The 22,405-nt window shown below is 43.6% G+C and carries 19 protein-coding genes; 13 read left to right on the top strand and 6 right to left on the bottom strand.

Going from position 1 to position 22,405, the window contains the following annotated elements; all coding sequences use genetic code 11:
• Nucleotides 1-21 precede the first annotated feature (21 nt).
• From V6M43_RS03395 to V6M43_RS03385, 3 genes are all read left to right on the top strand, one after another.
• Entirely contained in the window at nt 22-1,179 is a 1,158-nt protein-coding gene (locus V6M43_RS03395) for an aldo/keto reductase (RefSeq protein ID WP_332732632.1), read from the top strand.
• Nucleotides 1,180-1,243: 64 nt separating this feature from the next.
• Nucleotides 1,244-1,990 carry an SDR family oxidoreductase gene (locus tag V6M43_RS03390; RefSeq protein ID WP_332732631.1) on the top strand — a complete coding sequence of 249 codons (747 nt, stop codon included), beginning with the start codon at nt 1,244-1,246 and terminating at the stop codon, nt 1,988-1,990.
• 15 nt (nt 1,991-2,005) lie between these two features.
• On the top strand, nt 2,006-2,776 hold the full coding sequence (locus tag V6M43_RS03385; protein ID WP_332732630.1) for a hypothetical protein: 771 nt from the start codon (nt 2,006-2,008) through the stop codon (nt 2,774-2,776).
• Nucleotides 2,777-2,847: 71 nt separating this feature from the next.
• On the opposite strand, the gene V6M43_RS03380 is transcribed toward V6M43_RS03385, so the two are convergent.
• Nucleotides 2,848-4,101, bottom strand: a complete 1,254-nt coding sequence (locus V6M43_RS03380) for a DUF418 domain-containing protein (RefSeq protein ID WP_332732629.1) — start codon at nt 4,099-4,101, stop codon at nt 2,848-2,850.
• A 233-nt stretch (nt 4,102-4,334) separates the two neighbouring features.
• Here V6M43_RS03380 and V6M43_RS03375 point away from each other — a divergent pair, with 233 nt between their 5' ends.
• The 3 genes from V6M43_RS03375 (at nt 4,335) to V6M43_RS03365 (ending at nt 8,318) form a co-directional block, all read left to right on the top strand.
• Complete coding sequence (locus V6M43_RS03375; protein ID WP_332732628.1) at nt 4,335-5,453, top strand: dienelactone hydrolase family protein; 1,119 nt, start codon at nt 4,335-4,337, stop codon at nt 5,451-5,453.
• 52 nt (nt 5,454-5,505) lie between these two features.
• Nucleotides 5,506-5,736, top strand: a complete 231-nt coding sequence (locus V6M43_RS03370) for a hypothetical protein (protein WP_332732627.1) — start codon at nt 5,506-5,508, stop codon at nt 5,734-5,736.
• A gap of 203 nt (nt 5,737-5,939) precedes the next feature.
• Nucleotides 5,940-8,318: a PAS domain-containing sensor histidine kinase gene (locus V6M43_RS03365; protein ID WP_332732626.1), complete on the top strand. Its 2,379-nt coding sequence runs from the start codon at nt 5,940-5,942 to the stop codon at nt 8,316-8,318.
• Nucleotides 8,319-8,331: 13 nt separating this feature from the next.
• On the opposite strand, the gene V6M43_RS03360 is transcribed toward V6M43_RS03365, so the two are convergent.
• Nucleotides 8,332-10,302 carry an LTA synthase family protein gene (locus V6M43_RS03360; protein ID WP_332732625.1) on the bottom strand — a complete coding sequence of 657 codons (1,971 nt, stop codon included), beginning with the start codon at nt 10,300-10,302 and terminating at the stop codon, nt 8,332-8,334.
• Nucleotides 10,303-10,540: 238 nt separating this feature from the next.
• Between V6M43_RS03360 and V6M43_RS03355 the strand changes: the two genes are divergently transcribed.
• From V6M43_RS03355 to V6M43_RS03345, 3 genes are read left to right on the top strand one after another with little or no spacing between them, the layout of a single operon-like run.
• Complete coding sequence (locus V6M43_RS03355; RefSeq protein WP_332732624.1) at nt 10,541-12,796, top strand: xanthine dehydrogenase family protein molybdopterin-binding subunit; 2,256 nt, start codon at nt 10,541-10,543, stop codon at nt 12,794-12,796.
• 30 nt (nt 12,797-12,826) lie between these two features.
• Nucleotides 12,827-13,291, top strand: a complete 465-nt coding sequence (locus V6M43_RS03350) for a (2Fe-2S)-binding protein (protein ID WP_332732623.1) — start codon at nt 12,827-12,829, stop codon at nt 13,289-13,291.
• 11 nt (nt 13,292-13,302) lie between these two features.
• On the top strand, nt 13,303-13,908 hold the full coding sequence (locus V6M43_RS03345; protein WP_332732622.1) for a hypothetical protein: 606 nt from the start codon (nt 13,303-13,305) through the stop codon (nt 13,906-13,908).
• Here V6M43_RS03345 and V6M43_RS03340 read toward each other — a convergent pair.
• The 4 genes from V6M43_RS03340 to V6M43_RS03325 form a co-directional block, all read right to left on the bottom strand.
• Entirely contained in the window at nt 13,884-15,755 is a 1,872-nt protein-coding gene (locus V6M43_RS03340) for a sensor histidine kinase (protein ID WP_332732621.1), read from the bottom strand. The two genes, V6M43_RS03345 and V6M43_RS03340, sit on opposite strands and share 25 nt — an antisense overlap.
• A 16-nt stretch (nt 15,756-15,771) precedes the next feature.
• Complete coding sequence (locus V6M43_RS03335) at nt 15,772-16,926, bottom strand: acyl-CoA dehydrogenase family protein (protein ID WP_332732620.1); 1,155 nt, start codon at nt 16,924-16,926, stop codon at nt 15,772-15,774.
• A gap of 10 nt (nt 16,927-16,936) precedes the next feature.
• Complete coding sequence (locus V6M43_RS03330) at nt 16,937-17,353, bottom strand: response regulator (RefSeq protein WP_332732619.1); 417 nt, start codon at nt 17,351-17,353, stop codon at nt 16,937-16,939.
• 65 nt (nt 17,354-17,418) lie between these two features.
• Nucleotides 17,419-18,429, bottom strand: a complete 1,011-nt coding sequence (locus V6M43_RS03325) for a zinc-dependent alcohol dehydrogenase family protein (protein ID WP_332732618.1) — start codon at nt 18,427-18,429, stop codon at nt 17,419-17,421.
• A 518-nt stretch (nt 18,430-18,947) separates the two neighbouring features.
• Here V6M43_RS03325 and V6M43_RS03320 point away from each other — a divergent pair.
• From V6M43_RS03320 to V6M43_RS03305, 4 genes are all read left to right on the top strand, one after another.
• The gene (locus tag V6M43_RS03320; RefSeq protein ID WP_332732617.1) at nt 18,948-19,883 is read left to right on the top strand and encodes a fasciclin domain-containing protein; all 936 of its coding nucleotides are present in this window, start codon (nt 18,948-18,950) and stop codon (nt 19,881-19,883) included.
• Nucleotides 19,884-20,237: 354 nt separating this feature from the next.
• The gene (locus tag V6M43_RS03315; RefSeq protein WP_332732616.1) at nt 20,238-20,948 is read left to right on the top strand and encodes a ferritin-like domain-containing protein; all 711 of its coding nucleotides are present in this window, start codon (nt 20,238-20,240) and stop codon (nt 20,946-20,948) included.
• A gap of 10 nt (nt 20,949-20,958) precedes the next feature.
• The gene (locus V6M43_RS03310) at nt 20,959-21,819 is read left to right on the top strand and encodes a ferritin-like domain-containing protein (protein WP_332732615.1); all 861 of its coding nucleotides are present in this window, start codon (nt 20,959-20,961) and stop codon (nt 21,817-21,819) included.
• A gap of 121 nt (nt 21,820-21,940) precedes the next feature.
• Nucleotides 21,941-22,300 (top strand): hypothetical protein, encoded by a 360-nt coding sequence (locus V6M43_RS03305; protein WP_332732614.1) that lies wholly within the window; start codon nt 21,941-21,943, stop codon nt 22,298-22,300.
• The last annotated feature ends 105 nt before the right edge of the window (nt 22,301-22,405 follow it).

The raw sequence follows: 22,405 nt of genomic DNA, 5'->3' as shown, positions 1-22,405 counted from the left end.
CGTTTGAAAAAAAATTATGCAATGAAAAAGAATACAGGTAACCAACCGGAAAATATTGTTGCTGACCCTTTAATGCGGAGAACCTTTATAAAGGCAGCCACGTTGTTGGGTTTAGGAACGCTGGGTTCGGGAACGGTTAAAAGTTATTCCAGCGTTCCGCCAAAAAAATCGGCAGGCATTGGTACTATCCTGAACAAGAAGCGCTCCCTTGGCTCCAGGAAAAACCCACTTGTTGTATCCGCCATACAATTGGGCTGCATGGGTATGCACACAGGTCGTGGCATACACCCCGATCACAAGAGCATGGTCAAACTGATAAGGGATGCCGCGGAGCGTGGCTGTAACTTTTTTGATACTGCCGAAGTTTATGGGCCGTACGTTAACGAAGAACTTGTTGGAGAAGCCCTTGCACCCATCCGGAACCAGGTAGCCATTTCCACCAAGTTTGGGTTTGATATTGGAGGTAAAAATGTTTTTAACAGCCAGCCAGAGCATATCCGGAAAGTGGTTGACCAATCTCTCAAACGCCTCAGGACCGACTGGATCGATCTTTTCTATCAGCACCGCGTGGACCCGGCCGTGCCCATTGAAGATGTTGCAGGCGCCGTAAAAGACCTTATTAAAGCTGGAAAGGTGCTGCACTTTGGTCTTAGTGAAGCAAAGGCAGAAACCATCAGAAGGGCACACGCCGTCTGCCCGGTTACGGCGGTGCAAAGTGAGTATTCCTTTATGTTCAGGCTGCCCGAAGATGTTGTCTTTTCCACGTTGCAGGAATTGGAGATCGGCTTTGTCGCTTATAGTCCACTATGCCGCGGTTTGTTGGGTGGAACATTAACAGAATACGCTGATTTGAAGACGAATGACATCCGTGGTGCCTGGCCCCGCTTTCAACCGGAGGCATTAAGAGCAAACATCAGGATTGTAGAGGCGCTGAATGAGTTTGGTAAAACAAGAGGCATGACTTCGTCTCAAATATGCATAGCATGGATGCTCTCAAAATATCCTTTTATAGTTCCCTTGCCAGGCACAACAAAGCTTTCACATCTGGAGGAAGATTTAAGAGCCGCCGACTTTACATTATCTGCAGCCGAAATAAATGAGATTGAAAGTAAAATTGAAAAAATAGGTGTTGTTGGTGCCCGGTATGATGCTTTGCAACAGGCACGGGTAGAGTATTAAGTTAAGAGATACCGAAAATAGTAATGAAGGATTTCACTAATTAGAAAATAAATAATACAGAATTATGGAAAGTAATATAAAAGATAAAGTAGTAGTAATTACAGGAGCAAGTAGCGGCATGGGCGAGGCTGCAGCAAAGCACCTGTCTGCGCTTGGAGCTACGATTGTACTTGGCGCAAGAAGAGCCGAAAGAATTGAAAAACTGGCAAAGGAAATCCAGGAGAATGGTGGAAAAGCCCTTGCCATTGCTGTTGATGTAACACAGCGGGAACAGGTAAAGAACCTGGTGGATGCGGCTGTTGAACAATTTGGACGTATAGACGTCATTCTTAATAATGCGGGTATCATGCCGTTGTCGACAATGGACAGCCTTCATGTTGATGAATGGGATAAGATGATAGATGTGAACATCAAAGGAGTACTTAATGGTATTGCCGCAGTTCTCCCATACATGAAAGAGCAGAAGTCGGGTCAGATTATCAATACCTCTTCTGTAGCGGGTCATAAAGTTTTTAACGGCTCTGCGGTTTATTCTGCTACCAAGTATGCCGTTCGTGCATTAACTGAAGGGTTACGTATGGAAGTGAAACCTTACAATATCCGTACAACAATTGTTTGTCCCGGCGCAGTAAAAACAGAGTTGCTTGAACAAATCACAGATGTAGAAGTTAGAAAAGCGAATGAAGAATATGTGGGAGCTGTAGGCATTAGTCCGGATAGTTTTGCACGTGTGGTTGCTTTTGCCATCAGCCAGCCAGAGGACGTAGACATCAATGAAATTATTTTCCGTCCTACATCGCAGGAGCTTTAGTATAAAACAGCCTTCATGAATAAGATCAACCGGCGTGTATTGGTATTTGTATTGTTAATGGCGGGTCATTATTCCTTTGCACAGTTGCCCGACAGTTCACAAAAGGAGATGACGTTTTCAGGCTCCATTGGCATTACCAATAACGCCTTTTCCATTATTCCCCTTTTTTCTCTAAACAGTCCTTCCGCAATCTTCTTGCTCTCGTGGAGGAAAAACAGATTTAGTATTGAACCTGATATTCGCCTAACGCTTGACGGTAGAAAAGGCAATATGCTCTTTTGGTTTCGTTATACTCTTATTGACAAGCAAAAATTTAGTCTTCGGGTGGGTACACATCCGGGATACAATTTTGCTTTAAGAGAAATTACAGAAAACGGCGTTACTACCAAGATAACACAGGCGAGACGTTTTATAGCCAGCGAGGTGGTTCCCAATTACCAGATTAAACCCAACTGGAGCGTAGGTATGTATTATTTACAAGGCAATGGTTTGCAGAAAGACGGGCCACGCATCAGCCATTTTTTAACGTTGAATAGCAGCATTTCAAATATCAAATTGAGCCGTGATGTACGGTTTCAATTTATCCCTGCCATATACTATTTATATGTTGATGGCGATGCCGGAAATTACTTCACGGCTACCGGTATTTTATCGCATAAAAAAGCACCGTTTACACTTCAATCTACCATTAATCAAACATTCAGGTCAACAATTCCCGGTAATAAATATTTTCTTTGGAATGTTACGCTTACCTATGATTTCAATCAGAATTTTGTTAAGAAATAACCACCCGTGCTGCTTCCATAAAAAGCGGCCGCCTGTTGCTCATGTCATCAGTTTAGCGGGAGGTGCCTTTTTTACACAAATTGTTTCTTTATCGGTTGCCATTTCCAATACGTTGCTGAACGCCATAACCATTCCATCGGTCCGAAACGAAAACGGCTGAGCCACCAATGGCTGAAAATTACCTGGAATATGAATATGGCAATGCCGATCAGCATGAGATAAATCGGTCCTACAGTGGCAAATAATCCCAATCCATAATTCATAAAGATGAAACAACAGATAACAGATTGCATCAGGTAATTGGTCAATGCCATTTTCCCTACCGGTGAAAAGATGTTGAGTAATTTTTGATTGCTGCTACTGATGTATAGAAGGCAAATGGCTGCCGTATAAAAAAGACTCAGGGCAGGCACGCCAAATGCATACACCAGCGGATGAATGATGCCGAGTGGTTCGAGGTTACTGTATGCATTCGTCTCCATCATCATTGCTAGAACAATGTTCAAGGGAATCCCGATCACAGCACCCCAGATCATGATTTTGCGTAAGAGTAATCGGTTATCCTGGAGGTTGGCAAATATCATTTTTCGGGCAGCATAAAATCCAAGCAGAAACATCGCCATTACACGAAAAAACCGTCCGCTGAAAATTAATTCCGGGTAACGCCCGAATATCAATCCACCGATATTGTTTTTTATGATGTCAGCAAAACTTCCTGTCTGGTATTGCAGAATCAGTTGGTCAAAAAACCTGGGTGCATTGGGATCGGCAGGTGGGGGCGGGGCCTCATTACTGGTTAGCACCATGCCCCAGAATACAGCATATTGAATGATGGGAAGAACCATGAAAATGACCGCATTCCGCAGCAGTGTTTTATCAGACGCATTACGGAACAAGAGGAGAAACATCCCTGTAATTGCATAGACGGTAAGTATGTCTCCCACATAAAAGAAAACTGCATGCAGCAGACCAATAATGAAAAGGATAAATAGCCTTCTTCTGAAACGGCCAGAAAAATTTGTCTGCGTAACGCTTGATCGTTTCATCTGAAGCGCAAAGCCAATTCCAAATAGCAGGGAGAAAAGTGAATAGAATTTCCCATCTACCAAAAAATGAAGTATCCACATGATTATATGATCAGTGGGTGCAGTACTGAAGGCATCCTGCTGCGACTCCGATAAAAAGAAGTATCCTGAATGCGTGGACATATTGGCCAGCAGAACACCAAAGAGGGCAAAGCCTCGTAGTACATCGAGAATTTCAATCCGTTCTGAAAGGGGGGTGGGTTGGGCAATAGCAATGCCGGTCAGCGGTTCTGATTTCATTTGAAGGAGGATGAGGCTGTAGGTAGAAAGGTTTTGAACCTTTAAGATAATGAAAATCCTTAATGTTAATGGGGTGCTATTGGGAAGAAAGCAATAATGAGTTTATGCATTTCGCAAATGAAAACGCTGGCTCGATGCTGCCTTCGCAAACACCCGAGCGTTGTGCGATATTTTGTGACAATCCTAACACTGGCTGGATTTTTAGAAAATTATATTCGTAGAAATCAAAACTTATGAGGATTGCTGCGGTGGTCTTATTACTGTTTCTGGCAAGTTGCGCGGAAACGATAAGTAAAAAATCGGAATCTTACAGCGCTGGCTATAAAACGATTCACACTGTTGATAAGTCGAGAAATTACAAACAGAATACTGATACCGCCGATTATCTTCACTACAGACCAATTGATATAGATATGTGGTATCCTGCAGATTCTTCTGCTGCGGACACCGTTCTTTTAGTGCGTGATCTGTTGGGATTGTTGGAACATCGTGCTAATTATTATGCAGCTTCCGCGGTAGGAGATGGAATAACTGCACAACTGGCTCAATACTTTTCTGAGGGGTTCAAGTGTTCAGACTCGGCCACATTACTTCGCTTCAAAACAACAAGTTTAAAAAACGCTGATGCTGTAAAGGGCAAATTTCCACTAGTAGTGTATATGACAGCGTACAACGGAATGAGCTATGAAAATTTTACTTTGTTTGAAGCGTTGGCAAAGAAAGGTTTCGTTGTACTATCAATAAGTTCTATCGGACGTTTTCCCGGTGATATGACAATGAAAAAAGAAGACCTGATGGAACAGGTTAATGATGCAGTAGCTGCTTTAGATCTGTTAAAGCAAAATCAACATATTGACTTCAACAACATTGGGATTGTTGGTTACAGCTGGGGTGGCCTGGCAGGTGCTGTTTTAGCCAGTAAAATCTCTAATGCTAAATGTCTTGTTTCACTTGAAGGTTCAGAGTTTCATCATTATGGAAATGCAAAAAGTGAAGATGCAGATTTCGATTCAATAATAAATAGTAAAGATTTCGAAGATGTACATCTTTCAATTCCGTATTTGCGTTTGGAAAGTGGTCCCACAGTACAACCAGATAAGAAAGATTCAGTTTATGATTTTGCTGCTTACCACACTACTAATGCACAAGTTTTTTCAATTGACTCAGCTCAACATCAGGACTTTGGTTGCTTTTCAGTGATTGTAAAAGAATCAGGTAATTGCGCGATCAATAAAAGTTATCATTCAGCATTAAAACTGACTGCGGGTTTTATGCAGGACCATCTTAAAAACGACAATAGTTTTTCAAATACTGTTAACCAGGAAATGAATAAAACGATCAAAAAGAAATAAAACATACCGCCAGTATATACCATAAATATTCATCTTTGAGTAAAGTTTACTGATGAAAAAACTTTCAATGAAATTGGACGATGATATTTTTCAGGAGGCTGAAGAAATAGCCTCTGAAATGCAGATTGCTCGTAATCGATATATCAATGAGGCAGTGAGAGTATATAATCTCTATTATAAGCGTCGCATGCTCAAAAAGCAACTTGCTAAAGAATCAAATCTTACTAAAGAGGATTCTTTGGGAATTTTAAAGGAATTCGAAAAGCTTATTGGTGAAGTTTAACAGTTTGACATTTGGCTTACTTATTTTAAGCCGACAATTGGAACCAGGCAAAACTCCGTTCGCCTACGCTGAAGCTTCGGCGGTCGGAGCCCGATATTGCTTCAGCGTAGGTGGGAGACCATATTTTAATGTTCCCTTATGGCATTCTAAACCCCTAATTCTTATCTTCATTCCCCATTTTTAATCACGAAACTATAACGGCTTTGGATAAGCTCGATGTTCATTATACCACCCTTTTTGAAGTCATGCCCGGGAGCTGTATTTTATTAGGGAACGACGGGCCTCATTATACCATTCTGGCGGCTACCGCTGAATATTTAAAACAATCCGGAACTACTAAAGAGGGTATCATTGGTAAAGGCGTTTTCGAAGCCTTTCCGGGAAATCCTGCTGACGTCACTGATACAGGTTCCTATAACCTTAAGGCCTCCCTGGAGCAGGTGCTGGAGCATAAGAAACCAAATCATCTCCCTGTTCAGCGCTATGATGTAGTGGGAGATGATGGGGCCTTTTCAGAACGGTACTGGAGGGCTTCCAATAAGCCCGTGCTATCGCCCGAGGGTGAAATTGTTTATATCATTCATTCTGCTGAAGATATTACTGCCGAAGTAAAGGCGGCGGAATTGGAAAAGCATATGAAGGGACTGGAGGAAAGCGAGCGCGAATTACTCAACCTTGTACTGCATGCGCCTATCGGGATCTGTGTTATGGATGCTGCTACCCTGGTAAGTAAAATTGCGAACCAGCGTTTTTTAGAGATCGCCGGCAGGCCAATCAATGAGATCGTGGGAAGGATGTACTGGGAAACATTCGCGGAAGCGAGGCCTTACTATGAAGAAGCATTGAACAGGGTGGTGAAGCATGGCGTTAAATTTTCTGCCAATGAGGTTGAAGTGCCCCTCATCAGGCATGGGAAAAGAGAAATCGTGCATGTCACCTTTATCTATGAGCCACTGAAAGACAGCAATGGGGTGGTGAAAAAAGTGGTGGTATGGGTGCTGGATAATACTCCACAGGTCATCGCGCGCAGAAGGGTGGAAGAGAGCGAGACCAAATTTCGTAACATGGCGGAGAACACTCCCGTGCTGATCTCTGTAGGCGATGAAACAAGCAATGCTACTTATTTCAACCAGGCCTGGACCGATCTCACAGGGAAGCCAATGGAGCAACTGCTGAATTACGGCTGGCTTAATTTAATCCACCCCGACGATATGGCGCGCTATGCCAATATCTACCAGGAGTACTTTGTGGCGAGGGCATCTTTCACGGGAGAATTCCGGGTGCTGAATGCAGCGGGTGAATATAACTGGGTGCTGGCGCATGCGGTTCCCCGTTATACAACCGATGGCGATTTTGTGGGTTATATTATTGCCTGTACCGATATCAGCGAACACAAGCAAGTGCAGCAGGAGTTAAAGACAGCCCTGGAGCAGGTGAGGCTGTCGAAGGAGGCTGCAGAGTTGGGCACATTTGACCTGGATCTTGAAAAAGGTACGATGCATTGGGATGATCGCTGCCGAACGCTTTTTGGCATCAGTCACCACAACACCGTTACCTACGAAAAAGATTTTGCGGGTGGACTTCATCCCGATGACCGTGAACGCATCCTGAAAGTAATTGATAAGCTCTTTATAAGATCTATCAGCAATGGCGACTATGATGTGGAGTATCGGACAGTTGGGGTAGAGGATGGGATCATACGATGGGTAAGGGCGAAAGGGAAAGTCTATTTTAACAACGATGATAAACCTGTCCGCTTTATTGGCTCCGTGATCGATATAACCGAAAAGGTAACAGCCATTCAAAAAATTGAGAAACTGGTAGAGGAACGTACTATAGAACTGGCCCAGGCAAACGAGAGCCTGCAAAACATCAATAAAGAACTTCAACGTTCCAACCAGAACCTCGAAGAGTTTGCCCATGCTGCCTCTCATGATCTGAAGGAGCCGGTGCGTAAGATCGATTATTTCACCAATCACTTAAAGAGCCAGCTCAGTCCCTATTTAAAAGAAGGCGAGCTACGCTCCTTTAACAGGATAGAAAATGCAACGCACCGGATGGGTAACCTGATTGATGATCTCCTGCTTTATTCGCATGTAAGCCAGCGGCCCCATGAAACGGAGGATGTTGATCTGAACCATAATGTGCAGAATGTATTGGAGGATCTTGAATTAAATATCGAGGAGAAAAAAGCAGTGATTGAGGTGGAGGAACTTCCCATTGTAAAAGGCTATAGGAGACAGCTTCAACAGCTCTTTCAAAACCTGCTGAGTAATGCGTTAAAGTATAGTAAGGAAGATGTTGCTCCAAATATTCATATTACGGCGGACAAGGTTAAGGAAAACGGAAAGGAATATCATCGCATAGCCATGAAGGACAATGGTATTGGCTTTGAGAGCGAGTACTACGATAAGATCTTCCAGATGTTTACCCGCCTGCATGGCAAATCAGAATACAGCGGAACGGGGGTGGGATTGTCGATTGTAAAAAAAGTGGTCGAGAATCACGACGGGTTTATTGATGTTGAAAGTACAGTGGGTGAGGGTTCGGTGTTTAAGGTGTATTTGCCGGTGAAGGAGTGAAAGGGCTTTTTTATCAATTGCGGTTATGCCTGTGTTGATCAATATAAGAAGCAGCACCCTGGAACCATGCAATGGCTTCATGTTCCATAACCTTATCCATTTTATCAGGATGCATAACGCCGGTTCTGAAATCAGGTTCAAACATTTGCACTTTTCTGCGGGGAGAAAGAACAACCATCTTCCCATCTTTTACATAGGCAATATCCTGGTAATTAACCAGCAATAATCTTTCACGTCCCTTTTCAAGATGAAATATGTCATAACCAAAAAAGTCTGACTCATATGGGATATTTAGCAATCCCATGATTGTTGGTGGTATATCGATCTGGCTGGTGAGTCGTTCAAATTTCCCCGGCTTTATAAGCCCTGGCGCATATATCCATCCCGGTATATGATATTTATTAACTGGCATATCTGTCTTACCCCCAACGGAAGCACAATGGTCTGCAAGAATTACAAAAATGGTATTATTGAACCATGGCTTCTTTCTTGCCTGCTGAAGGAATTGTCCGATGGCATAATCAGTATATATCAATCCTCCTTCCCTCCTTTTAATGGAAGGAGGGATGACCACTTTACCTTCCGGATAGGTGTATGGCCGATGGTTTGACACTGTCATCAGGTGATTAAAAAAAAGTTTACCCGATCCATAACTTTTATCCATTTCAGATAGTGCCTTCGCATAAAGATCTTCATCACATACCCCCCATGCTGTTTCATGATGAATGCTATCTGCCGAAATATCTCTTTCATCAACAACCTGGTAGCCATTCTTACCAAAAAAATCTCCCATATTATCAAAGAAGCTATTCCCTCCATAAATAAACTTTGTATCATACCCATGTTTCTGAAGCACCTCACCCAGGGTGAACATATTATTGCGGGTTGGAAGTCGTTTTACAATCGACTGTCCAGGTGTGGGAGGCATGGAAGTACTAACTGCTTCAAGACCTCTCACTGTACGTGTTCCTGAAGCATAAAGCTGGGTAAAAAACAAACTTTCATCAATCAGTGAATCAAGATTGGGCGTGAGCTTAGGGGCAATCCCAATTTGCTTTAAAAGATAATCAGGATAATAATAGTTGTGGTATTCTTTAAAATAACTGAGATACTCTGCGCTAAGACTTTCTATAGTGATCAATACCACATTCCATTTATGCGGTTCGCCAACCGGATTAATTCTTCGGGTTATGCTATGTTCATCCTTATTTTCAAAACTAGCAGTTGGTTCCTGCAGAAGCTCATGTAGTTTGTGAAATACGACAGCCTCATCATCTTTTGCATAAAAATCAAGGTAGGGCATTTCGTTTTTCCTGAACGCATTTCCAAATTGGTAGATTCCATTAGCGGCCAGTTCATTGTTCACCTTGTTATTGGAAATATTATGGATATCATCTTCAATAAAATAAAAAATAGAAAAGGAAACCAATAGAACTGTCAGGAGTGTGATGATGCGATTCAAAAGTGGAATTCTTAGGTTGCCGGTAAAAACCTGCTTTCTGATCAACATCCAAATAATAAAGGTTAGGAATAACAACCCGCTTATCACAAGCCCTATTGGATATGATTGCCGAATATTATTGAGAACCTCATTGGTATATATGAGGTAGTCAACTGCAATAAAATTATATCGAACAGAAAATTCATTCCAGAAGAAAATTTCTGATACTGCATTCAAAACCAGTAATAGCAGGTGTATAAGGAAGAATGATTTTTGGAAATAACTACCAGCTTTGCTTAGGAGAAATTTCTGTGGTAGCAACCAAATGACGAGGAAAAGGAAAAAACTGAAATACCATGCCGCCAGTATATCAAAGAAAAATCCGGCAAGAAATGTGCTGCCAATTATCACCGGTTGCAGGGAAACTTCAGGTAACTCATAAAAAAACAGGATGATCCTTGTTACTGTGCTTATAAGTACAAACAAAATGATAAGCAAATACCATAGTCGGTAGCGTTGGAGGGTATCTCTGATGATTTGCATCAGCTATATTACAGTTTTAACCTGCTATGCCAATGTGATAACTGTCACAGTAGATGTTTTATAACAAATTCACAACCGTAATTAAAAGAGTGGCTCAACCGACCGGCAGGAATACATGAAACATAGGTAAATCAGCAATTTTGGTAAGAGAAACCGTAATCTGTATACAATTGTTGCCGCTAAAATCGGTGATCTTAGAGCATTGTAGTAACTTATAGATTAAATAAATTCTCCAACAATGGCCGATCAAAAAACTTCCTTAACCCGGCGATCATTCCTGAGATCTTCAGCACTTGCCGGGGGCGGACTGATGATCAGTTTTAGCTGGCTCTCAGCGTTCAAATTTCCCGATGCAATGGCCCCCGAACTTGCCGATTGGGCAGAGCTAACCGGCTATATAAAAATCACGCCTGATAACCTCATAAAAATTCTAAACCCCAATCCGGAGTTTGGACAGAATGTAATGACATCCCTTCCCATGATTGTAGCGGAAGAACTGGATGCAGACTGGAAGCAGGTGCTGGTAGAAATGGGTCCTCATGATAATGTAAAACTGGGACCGCAATTTACGGGGGGGAGCAACTCGGTGAGGATGTACTGGAAACCACTTCGCGAAGCAGGTGCAGCGGCAAGACAAATGCTGATAGAGGCTGCCTCGCAAAGCTGGGCGGTGCCTGCAGCAGAAATTACGACGAAAGCCGGAATGTTGTATCACGAGAAAAGCGCAAAGCAGGGAACTTATGGCAGCGTAGCAACCAAAGCTTCTACTCTTCCCATTCCAAAAGGGATGAAGCTGAAAGATGCAAAGGATTTTAAAGTTGTGAGGTCATCCACAAAAAATGTAGAGGGCCAGAAGATCGTTACAGGCGCACCTCTTTTTGGACTGGATTATCATATGGAAGGAATGCTGATTGCGATGATTGAACATCCGCCTGCCTTTGGAATGAAACTTAAATCTTTTGATGCATCGGAGGCCCTGAAGATGCCAGGCATTAAAGATGTTTTCTCTCAAAAATTATATGAAGATGATTTTGAGCAGGGAGGCTTCGATACGAGATCATTCAATGATCTGTTGGTTTTAGTAGGGAACAACACCTGGCAGGTGATGAAGGCCCGTAAGAAACTAAAAGTGGAGTGGGAGCCTGCGGGTGAAACAAAAGACATCATTGCCGGTCGTGGACAGAAAAGGGAAGTGGTTGTACCCGCAGAGCTGGAGAGTACTGAGGCCCAGCTAAAGAAAATGCAGGAATGGGCAGCCAAACCCGCCCCACAACTTCGAAAGGACGGAGACCCGGAAGCAGCTTTTAAAAATGCAGCGCAGGTAATTGAACGCATTTATAATGCGCCATTCTTAGCGCATAACTGCATGGAGCCGATGAATTTCTTCGCTCATGTTACGGATGACAAAGCTCTGGTAGCCGGTCCAATTCAGGCACCAGGTTGGTCGGAGCCTACGCTGGCAAAACTTTTAAACCTGCCGGCCGACAAAATTGAAATTCAGATGACCCGAATGGGTGGAGGTTTTGGCCGCAGGGCATATGGGCAATATCTCTATGAAGCCGCACTCATTTCTAAAAAGGTAAAAGCTCCCATCAAGCTTGTTTATAGTCGGGAGGACGATATGACCTATGGCATTTATCGTCCCATGTACACCGCAACTTATAGAGCTGCACTGGATGCCAACAAAAACCTGATCGGCTTTCATGTTAAAGGCGGTGGCATTCCAGAACATGCGATCCATGCGAATAGATTTCCCGCCGGCACACTGGATAATTATTTAGCTGAAGGCTGGGCTATCCCTTCCAATATTACCATCGGTGCTTTCAGGGCACCGCGATCCAACTTCAATGCCGCTGCAGAACAATCATTTTTGGATGAACTCGCAGAAGCAATGGGTAAAGACCCGATTGATCTGAGGTTGGAACTCCTGCAGAAAGGCAAGGAATCTCCCGTTGGTCAGAACAATGATTATGATGCCGACCGATATGCGGGCGTACTAAAATTGGTAAGGGAAAAATCAGGCTGGGGCAAATCGGAAAATAAAAAATACAGTCGCGGTGTGGCTGCCTATTTCTGTCATAATTCTTATGCAGCGCATGTAGTGGATATAGTGATGAAAAATGGGCAACCTTATGTAGAAAGAGTATTCAGCGCTATAGATTGTGGAATCGTGATTAATCCGGATGCGGCAATAAATATGGTGCAGGGTGCTGTTGTGGATGGAATAGGAAATGCTTTCTATGGTGGATTAACACATAAAGAGGGTAGGGTTTCACAAAACAATTTCCATTCGTACCGGATCATCCGAATGAACGAAGCGCCAAAGAAGATAGAAGTGCATTTTGTTCAATCTGATATTGATCCTACCGGATTAGGAGAACCGCCTTTTCCGCCTGTATTCGGGGCAGTAGCTAATGCATTGTACAGGGCTACCGGGCAGCGATTATATCAACAGCCCTATGCGCCACAATTAAACAACCGTCGGGCCTTTTAAACAATCCTTTTACACTAACAATATTCAGAAATGATCAGTTTAACGATTAATAATAAAGCCTACAATGTTGATGTAGATCCTGAGACGCCATTGCTATGGGTACTCAGGGATACGATAGGACTTGTAGGAACAAAATATGGATGTGGATTAGCACAATGTGGTGCCTGTACCGTACACCTGAATGGCGAAGCGGTTCGATCCTGTGTTACCAAAGTAAGCAGGGCCGTGGGACAAAAAGTTGTGACAATTGAAGGTTTAAGTGAGAAGGGCGATCATCCTGTACAAAAAGCCTGGCTTGAATTGGATGTGGCGCAATGTGGCTATTGTCAGACCGGTCAGATCATGTCTGCGGCAGTGTTGCTCAAAGAGAATAAGAATCCTACCGACGCGGATATTGATGCGGCTATGGCGGGTAATATTTGCAGATGCGGAACTTATTTAAGGATCCGTGATGCCATTAAGTTAGCAGCGCAGATAGAGCGTAAGGAAGCATAAATAAAGTATCTATGAAGAAATATATCATTGTCTTAGCAGCCATCGTATCATTTGTGGCGCTCTTAAGTTTCAGTTTGAAAGATCATCCGGTCAGTGATGCGAACGATGAATTCTTTCAAAAAGACAGTATTGCATCGGTTATGGCCTTTAAAGATGTATATAAAGTGTTGATCAGTCCGCGCTGCGTGAACTGCCATCCATCGGGTGATGTGCCCTTGCAGGGAGACGATAGTCATCTCCACTCGATGCTTCCACAAAGAGGTAAGGATGGTAAAGGAATCAATGCTATGAAATGTGGCAACTGTCACCAGGCCACAAGTATGGAAGGCTTAAACCAGCCTCCTGGTCATCCAGACTGGCACTTGCCTCCTGCTGATATGAAAATGGTTTTTGAGGGGAAAACAGCGGAGCAGCTTGCAAAGCAATTAGTTAATCCAAAAACAAACGGTGGTAAAACGATGAAGCAGTTGATAGAGCATGCGGATGATGGCCTGGTAAAAATTGGTTGGAATATGGGAGAAGGTAGAACTGCGCCTCCAATTAGTCATGCAGAATTTAAGAAAGCCTGGATCACCTGGATTGAAAAAGGAGCCTATGCTCCAGGCAGCAATAAATGAAACGTCGCCCCCTGCTCGGGTTCTGAAACAGCGTAGATCAGACCCTTATGGTTAAGCGCTACCTTCTTTACCAGGGAGAGACCAATGCCGGTTCCTTCAAAAGCTGTTTTGGAATGTAGGCGCTGGAAGATGGTGAAGATCTTATCTGCATATTTTTGTTCGAAGCCGATGCCGTTGTCTTTGATCGTGATCTTGCAATACTGTTTAAAAGGGACGAGTTCAGAATAAGAGCTGATCTCTTCCTGCAGCGCGTTGGTGGAAATTATTTCAATGAGAGGCGGAATGCCAGGTTTGGAGAATTTAAGGGCGTTGTTGATAAGGTTGTAGAAGAGCTGCTGCATTTGCACCGGAATTGCTCTCAGCACCGGAAGCTCTTCCAGTTTAATGGTGGCATTTTTTTGCGCGATCAAAAGTTCGAGGTCAACCAGCACCTGCGCAACCACTTCATTCAGGTCAACCGTGCTAAACTTATCTTCACTTTTTAGTCGGGAGTAAGTCAACAGATCTTTTAAAGAGTCGCTCATCCTTTCTGCAGTAGTGCTGATCTTGTTGAGGTATCTGTTTGACTGCTCATCGAGCTGCTGTTGTGAGGTGCTTTGAAGCAGGCTTGCAAAGGTCATGATCTTTCGAAGCGGTTCCTGCAGATCATGACTCGATACATGCGTAAACTGTTCCAGCTCGTTATTGATAAGTTCCAATGAGTGGGTGCGCTCCTTTACTTTTTTTTCAAGCTCTTCGGTTAACAACACCTGGTCATGAATATCGGTGCAGGTGCCTACCCACATTACAATTTCATTACCCATACCATATATGGCGGAGGCACGGGCAAGATGCCATCTGAATTCTCCTTTAGCATTTCGATACCTGGCAGCCTGCTGAAAAGGTTTTCCGCTGATCAGGGAAGCTTTCCATTGGAGAAAAAGTTTTTCTTTATCGTCCGGAAATAAAACATCAGCCCAGCCAATGCCTTCAGCTTCTTCTTTGGTTTGATTGGTATAGAAGTACCATCCCTGGGTAAAATAAGTTACCGATCCATCAGCTCCGGCAGTCCAGGCCATTTGAGGCAAGGCTTCAAGAATATTATGGATACGCTGGGTTTCCTGTCGCACATGGGTCACATCGTTCAAGAGAAGCAGATAGTGTTTTTGTCCATCTTCACTATATACATCGGAGGAAGTTAATTCGAGAATTTTTTGCTGGATGGAGATCTCGATGCTATTATCCGGACTATGGTCGCGGTGAATGAAGTTCCTGATCTGCAAAATCTGTTGCTTTGATAAAACCTGCGAAAGTTCAATGCCTATAGTCTCCAGCATGGGGAATAGTTTTCTTGCCTGCTGGTTAAAATTCACAATGCGGTCGGTATCGCTCAGAAGAATTGCACTGATGGGAGCGTATTCAAGGAAGCTACCCATCTGCGCCACTTTGATTTTTTCAGCATCTGCTTTTTTGGGCGGGGCATTTAAATTCAATTGATGGAACGATCGCTTTTGCCTTGTGCGGTTGGCGGCGTTTTCGCATAGGGTAGGAAGATCAAGTTCAGGATTCAGGTTTACAACAAGCGTGTTTTTGCCAATGAAGGGAGCAAACTGGAATGCTTGCTTAACCTGTTTTAGATCTATTGGTTTCACCAATACAAGTATGGAGAGGTGCTTATCGGCAGCATAAATTTTTTGCACTTCTTTTACCGGTGTGGTAATACCCGGACCAATCAGGAAAACCTCTGCTCCGGGCAGCAGGTACTGATTAATTGCTTCATCGGCGGTATCCACTTCGGTGAGTGGAAATGCTGATGCTACCTGGTGAAGTTCTGATGGTTTGTTATGCAGGCCGGCGTAAATGATCATTTCGATTTATTTACGTTTAGTCTGATAATAGAGGCTGGTCGAGCAGGGCACGTCCCAGCCAGGTATAAAGAATATCTGTTGTTGGCGCCATCACATGTGCGGCTCTCGCATCACGCAGCAGCATTCCTAGCATGCCATTATTTTCGTACCCCATTCCGCCCGCGAGGGTCATCGCTTCATTAACGGTATCCACGGCGCAAGAGGCCACTTCAGCCTTAGCGGCCAGGATAGAAAGTACCGCGGAATCATCACCGTTATCGCCGGAGAGGGCAGCATTATAAATCAGCTGCCGCGTGCGCTCCACTTTTGCCCAGAGCGTACCCAGCCGGTGTTGCAGGATGGAAACCTGAGCAAGGGAGCTGCCGTTATGAGCATACATTCTTTTGGAGAGCGTTGACCTGGCTTCTGATAATGCGCGGTCGGCAATGCCGAGGTAGGTGCCAGCCATTGCCGTCAAAAAATATGGCGCTACTACATTGAAAATATACCAGAGCTGATCATCTTTTTCACCAAGTATCTGGTCTTCTGATATGCGGACATTATTCAGCTTCAGAGAGCGGGATGAGTTGCCACGCATGCCGAGTCCATCCCATTCTTTACCCCAATGCATGCCTTCCGTGTTCTTGTCCACCACGATGCAGGAAAACTGATCGGGATTGGCATCACTGCTGGCGCCAACTGTTGAGAGTACATAGGAATCGGCCTTAGATCCATTGGTAACAAAGGTCTTCATTCCATTCACGAGGAAGTCGGATTCGGATATAGGAAGCAGTGAGGTTTGCGGAATATAAAAATGTGCGCCTGTTCCTTTTTCACTGAGGGAGAGTGTAGTGATATGCTGTCCTTTTGCAATAGGTTCAAGGTAGTTTTCCTTTTGCCATGCTGTGGGTTTTGCTGCTATCACGGCAGTGCCAACGCAATGCATGCCAAAACATAATCCGGCAGAGGAATATCCTTTTCCAAGTTCTTCACAAACTCTGGCTAGTCCATATAAGCCGTGGCCATGTCCACCACAATTGGAGGGTGCGGTTAATGCGGTAAGTCCGGATTCTTTTAATGCGCTCATGGTTTCAGCAACCCACACACCATTTTTATCGGCAGTGACTGATTCTTTCAGTGCAACATCAGAAGCAATTTCTTTGGCCTTATTGATCAGCGATTGAATATTCATTATGTTCAGTTTACCTGCAATACCTGAGCATCCCTTCTACTGTTTTTACAAAATCGGGCATATTGGCCGGCTTAACTACATAATCAGTGGCACCTTTTGATAAGCTGCGATCCCTGTCAACTTCAGAATCAGAGGTTGTAAAAATGATCTTGGGGATATGCTGAAAGGTAGATTTGTTGCTGAGGATCTCCAGTGTTTGAATACCGTCGAGTACTGGCATATTTAAATCGAGGATGATGACGCAGGGCAGGCTTTCTTCAGTGGAAAGGTTGGATAAAATTTCAAGGGCTTCCTGACCGTTTGAAGCCATATGGATCTTATGATAAGATCCTACATCCTTAAGTGCGTGCATTAAAAATTCTCTATCATCTTCATCGTCTTCAGCAAATAAAATGGAGAAAGAATGACCGGAATTAGAAATAGACATATTCTGCGAATTTACAACTAGAGACGCAGGAATGGTCTATAAAGACATGAAAATATATGCTAATGTTAGTTGGGGAAAATTGTCACCACTACTTTCCCCATGTTTCTTCCGCTTTTTAATAGACTATGAGCCTCATCGATAGTTTGAAGGGAAAAGTTTCTGTGGTCTACAAGAACTTTTAATTTTCCTTCTTCTGCAAGTTTTGTCGCCTCGCGTAATATTTCTCCATGATGCGCTCTGCCGATTCCTGTTAATAGAGGTAGTAAGGTAAATACACCAGAATAGGTTGCTGCCCTAAATGATAGCGGAGCCAGAGAATGTGTACCCCATCCCAGACAGCTTACGACATGCCCGGTATATTTTTTCACTGCCTGAAAAGAATTATCAAGTGTGGTTCCGCCAACAGTATCATATACAATATCAAAACCTTCACCATTGGTGGAAGCATTTACATATTGCTCAACAGTTTCCTTTTTATAATTGATAGCGATCGCACCAAGGGCTTCAACTGTTTGCTGGTGTTTTTCAGACACCGTTGCAAATACAGTTGCGCCAAAAGCTTTGGCTATTTGAACTGCCATGTGGCCCACACCCCCGGCACCGCCATGGATCAGTACTTTTTGTCCGGCATGGATTTTAGCTCTGTCAACCAATCCCTCCCATGCAGTAATAAAAACCAGGGGAGTTGCAGCAGCTTCTTTCATTGTAAAATTGGAGGGTTTTACTGCAATCAGGTCAGGGTCTACAACAGCGTATTCTGCGAGGGAGCCTGGAATATTTCCAACGCCTCCTGTCATTCCAAATACTTCATCACCCGGTTTGAAATTTGGTACTAGCGTCCCCACAGATTCTACAGCGCCGGCTAAATCAATCCCAAGTATGGCTGGTAATTCCACCTTTGCGTGTGGGGCATTGCCACTACTGATTTTTACATCCAACGGATTTGTTCCGCTTGCTTTAAGACGCACAAGAACCTGGTGATCTCCTACAGATGGTCGCTCTAACTCCAATACTTTTAACGGGCTTTGGTGAGTCTCTAAAATTGCCGCCTTCATCAATATTTTATTGTCATCCATAGTGGGAGTTTGAGAATATGTGCTATGTAAAGGTGGGTTGAACTGTCGGGTTTCATTTTCCAGTAATGGCTAAACAATTTGATTTTTCAGTTCAAGCTGGCAGAGAAAATCCAGCACCAAATAAAGCTTCGTGCAACAAATAAGGCGTTAGTGTATATCAGAAGTCTGTTAGTCCAGTTAGATTTGGAAACCCCTGCTCCGGCAATGTATAATTGTACAGTTATGACTAAAGCATATACTAGAAACTGTCAGGTTTCATTCATTTTAAATGCAATGCAAATGGTTATTACTTATGTTCTCCGAACCCTCTTCGAAGGATGCTCGAAGGACGCTCGAAGGATTGTCGAACCAATACGCACAAACGGGCTAGGCCCTCTTAAACACGAATATTTATATCTGAAATTGTACAACATTTTGAGAACATTTCATTAACACTCTTGTTGAATTCTTTCCATTCCGCTATAGCTGATTTACCCTGGGAAACGAAACAAATTGTAAAACATATAAAAAATATGCCCATGAGGAAGTTTTTCATGGCGGCCATGCTGCTGCCCTCTTTATTATTTCTATCCTGTCAAAAGGAATCCGCAGATCTTACTGATCAAATATCAACAGGCGATGGCATTCTTTCCCAACTGAAAGAAGGCAGAGCCCGCCAGGCTAACTTTCAACTGCTGTCTTTTGCTATTGCAAGGGCGGGACTCACAAATGAATTGAACGATCCGAATTTTGCCTACACCTTATTTGCACCAACAGACGAAGCTTTCGCATCAATCGGATTAGACAGTCGCGCGGCCATCAATGGTGTGCCAGTAGAAACCCTGAGGGGAATACTTCTCTATCATGTATTAGCCAGCAAAGTACTGGCTGCACAGGTTCCATCAACTTCAACCGAACTGACTATGCTGAATAGCCAGAAAGCTTATATAGAAAGCAGTGCTGCCGGTGTATTTATAAATGGTGTTCAGGTGGTATCGGCAGATATCAGCTCCAAGAGCGGCGTGATACATGCAGTAAACCGGGTGTTGCTGCCACCAGCCGGAAATATTGTTGATGTGGTTGCGGGCGATGACAGATTCACTTTCCTGGTTGCGGCTGTTCTAAAGGCCGACCTGGCTGGGGCACTTTCTGGTGCGGGTCCATTAACCGTATTTGCTCCAACCAATGATGCCTTTATTGCAGCAGGTTTTACAACTATCGAGGCTGTTGAAGCAGCAACGGCAGAAGCCCTGGCCCCCATTCTCACTTATCATGTTGTTGATGGCCGTGCTTTCTCTTCCGACCTATCTGATGGACAGGTATTGGAAATGTTATCCGGCTTGTCAACCACTATTTCTTTAAGCGGTGGTGCGCAGATTGATGGTAACAAGTCAGCTCCGTCTAATATTATTCAAACAGATATCATGGCCACTAATGGTGTGGTGCATGTTATTGACGGTGTATTGCTTCCGTGATTTGCAGATCTTTTATAATGAGAAGACCCTTTTTTTAAGGGTCTTTTTTTGTTTTCAGAATATGGCCGGTTTTGACATCTTCCTGTCCATTTAGTCCTTACAATCAAGGCTAGCTTTGCATTATACAATAACAATCAAAAAACATTAAAATGAAAAAGTCAGTATTCGCAACCCAGGTATTAGTGCTGATTGCACTCCTTCCATTAGTAGTAATTCTTGAAATGTGTTTCGGGTAAATCCAGATCAAACTGTTTTGCGTAGATAGCTCGTACCCCTTCTTAAAATTGTACAGTTAATCCTGTCTCCTTTTAAGTGAAAGGGGTTTTTGTTTTTATCATACTTCAAAACAATTTTATGCCTGAACAAAAATTACCCGACGCAGTTTCGCGCCGCAAGTTTTTAAACTATGCGGCTCTCTCATCAGTGATGGGAGTAGCATTGATTTCCTGTACAAAAGAATTCAGGGAGGGGGAGCCTAACGCGCCTTTCGCCCAGGACGATCCGCAGAACATGCCCAAGAACACCGTCAACCTCGGATCCGGCGACATTGGCATCCTGAATTATGCCTATGCCCTCGAGCAGTTGGAAGCAGCCTTCTATATTAAGGCGGCATCCTCATTTTATGCAGGCGCAACCATGAAAGAAAAAACTTTCCTGGAAGACATCCGCGACCATGAGATAGCACACCGCGAGTTTTTTAAAACGGCATTGGGCAGCAAGGCTATCGGTTCGTTGCTGTTCGATTTCAGTTCCATTGATTTCAATAGCAGGGATAGTGTACTGTCAACGGCTAAAGCATTTGAAGATTTAGGCGTATCGGCCTACAATGGGGCAGGAGAGCTTTTGAAGAGTCCGGATTATCTACTGCTTGCCGGGAAAATTGTTTCCGTGGAGGCGCGCCATGCTGCTGCCATTCGTGATCTGCTGAGCTATGGAAGTTTTGCAGGTCCGGATGTTATTGATGGCAATGGCCTGGATGTTTTCCGTATGCCTAAAGAAGTTTTGGCCATAGCCGGCAACTACATTGAAACAAAGATCATTGCAAATAATCTCCCCACCTCTTAAAACCAGAACTATGAATCTGCATAATATAATAACCGAAATCGAAAAGATCGATCCTGAAGTATATGACCGGCTGGATGGAAGAAGAAATGCTATAAAGGCCCTTTCCCATGCAGGAGGTAAGTTAGCGCTTGCCGCCGTACCTCTTGCACTGGGTTCTCTTTTGTCAAAAGCCTATGGACAGGCAAGTTCCAACCAAATATTGGATGTACTCAATTTTGCGTTGACACTTGAATACCTTGAAGCAGAATTTTACAATACTGGTCTAGCTGCGGGTGCATTAATCCCTATGGGTGACGACCGTAATTCATTCCAGGTAATTGCTGATCATGAAAATGATCATGTTGAATTTTTACGAACTACCATAACTGCGCTGGGAGGCATGCCCGTTACTAAACCAACATTTGATTTTTCTGCCGGTAAGGGAAGCGGAGCGGGACCTTTTGCAGCTGTATTCACTAATTACAGTTTGTTCCTTGCCGTGTCTCAAACTTTTGAGGATACCGGCGTGAGGGCATATAAAGGCCAGGCCGGAAACCTTATAAGTAGTAATGGGGTATTGAGAGCCGCCCTGCAGATCCATTCTGTGGAGGCAAGACATGCAGCCCATGTTCGTGAATTGAGGAGCAGGCGGATGGGTGATGGACTGGTGGCGGGCATTCCGCAGCCATGGATAACACTTAATCAATCAAATATACCATCGGATGCTGTGCAGGCAAGTTATAATGGTGAAGAAAATACCATGCAGGCGGGCGTTCAGATAACCGGTATCAATGGATTTGCTATTACTGCGGAAGACGCATCGGAGGCATTTGATGAACCATTAAGCAAAGAGCAGGTATTAATGATCGTTGATCCGTTTATTGCGAGTTAGGATCTCAGGAACAAAAGCAGGAAGCCGATATGCGCGCTTCCTGCTTTATCCAGTCTATATCAATCACCCTCGGGTGATTTTTTTATCTTACATCCCCTATATTTGCATCATTGTTTCAAATATGCCATTAACCACTAAAAAGAAATACAGGCAATTTATAGCCATCATTTTGATGGCGCTGTATGCTTTTGTGGCAACACCGGTTCAGTTCTGGCATCACCATAAAGATGAACAACAGTCGGGTGTTACTCGACAGGCTGAAAAGAACGATGCTGAATCCCTGTCAAGTTCTGCGGGTAAATCGTTGGAAGGAAACTGCGAGACATGTTCGCATAAATTCTCTAGTTACAATGAAGGGGCTACAATAATATTTGCAGCACCTGTATTTTATCCAGTCCTGAAAGCAGGATTTTATTATTCCTTAGTTCCTTCATCCCCCTTATTCAGATTATCTAATAAGGGTCCGCCTGCATTAGCTTGATCTCTCCTTTGTAATGATGGTGATTTTCTGCCATTTCTTTCTGCTTGCTTGAAAGCAGCTTTAATTTAATTCAATAAGGTCACTCCCTTTAGTAACCCGCATTAG

The sequence above is a fragment of the Flavihumibacter sp. genome, assembly GCF_036676075.1.
Classification (GTDB): Bacteria; Bacteroidota; Bacteroidia; order Chitinophagales; family Chitinophagaceae; genus Flavihumibacter.
Note: the sequence above shows the minus strand (reverse complement) of the source record. Positions and strands in the feature narration are given on the sequence as shown.